We start from the raw sequence: 1,208 nt of genomic DNA on the forward strand, positions 1-1,208 counted from the left end.
CCACGATGATCCACTGGGTATATCCATTTGTCACATTGACGAACAATTGCATGATCATCTTCTACTTGTTTGGGTGCATCTAAACAAACATGCGGAGGTATACCAAGACCGACTGCGAGATATTCGTATGTCGCGCTAACAAATTCACCAGTTTCCGGATTGGTGTTATAAACTAAAGCATACCCAGCAGTTACTACAAAACCGTCAGTGTTAAATTCAGCGAATGCTGGTTGTAATTGATATTTCATAAATAATGCTCCTAAAAATTATGCTGCACGAACTATATATAAAAATGCTGTGCTACGAACTCGAAACTCATGCGCAACAGGCACTTGTCTTGATGCATCAAGTACTACTGTTGTATTGTCGCCACCGGTTCCGGCGGCTAAGTGTGTTCTTGATGGGTCAGGAACTGCATAAAACACACCGGACACGTTAGGAGCTCCTGATTTGCCGCCAATGTTTGATTCAAACCCAAACGTACCAGTTAAGTTTCTCATTGCATCGCCTTGTTCACTAAGTATTGTGCGATCAACGTCTATACCACGTCCCGCATCTAACCCTCTTATTGTACTAGCACGCATTTCTGGTAAAACTCCAGACGGGTATGCTGCTGCAAGCCTCGGGTATTTTGATTTGTCAAATAACCATCCGTTACAAATTAAAAAATTTGGCGGGGGTGTTATTGTTGGCCATGGAAGCGGTACTCCAACAGGCATTCTATCGTTGAAAAATTGTTCTAAATCGAAAATATTAGCTGTTCCTATTTTCCCCACCCCAAGTAACCCGTTAGCATCAAATCCCCACATTAGCGAATTGGTTACTGCGTTATACATACCAACTGTGCCGTCATCTCTGACAATTAAATAGAAACGTTTATCATGTGAGTAGACGCGTGATTCAATATTATTTGTATTAAATTTATCATTTATATTTAATACAATATTATGCACATCTGTGATTCTGCTATTTGTATTTTTAACTGCAAGCGGTGTAGCGATTTGATCCGATGCATCACTATTTAAAGCTGAATTGTATTGTAGTCCTTTGATTTTATCGGCATTTATGTATCCATTAATCAAACCGCCATCAGGGCTAACAGCCCAAACTAGTTTATCTGTTTTTGAGTTATATAGTCCAACAACGCCGTCATTTCTCACAACAGCATGAAACATCTTATCCGGTGAAAATATTACAGATTCAAAATC

1 protein-coding gene and 1 pseudogene are annotated in these 1,208 nt (G+C 39.7%); both read right to left on the reverse strand.

All coding sequences use genetic code 11. From position 1 onward, the window contains the following. Nucleotides 1-248: pseudogene (locus tag J3U66_RS12775) on the reverse strand (tail fiber assembly protein); the annotation flags it as partial. Nucleotides 249-266: 18 nt separating this feature from the next. After that, the coding region (locus tag J3U66_RS12780; protein WP_267349249.1) for a tail fiber protein at nucleotides 267-1,208 on the reverse strand (942 nt) is incomplete at its 5' end.

Source organism: Gilliamella sp. B2969 (assembly GCF_026536195.1).
Taxonomy (GTDB): domain Bacteria; phylum Pseudomonadota; class Gammaproteobacteria; order Enterobacterales; family Orbaceae; genus Gilliamella.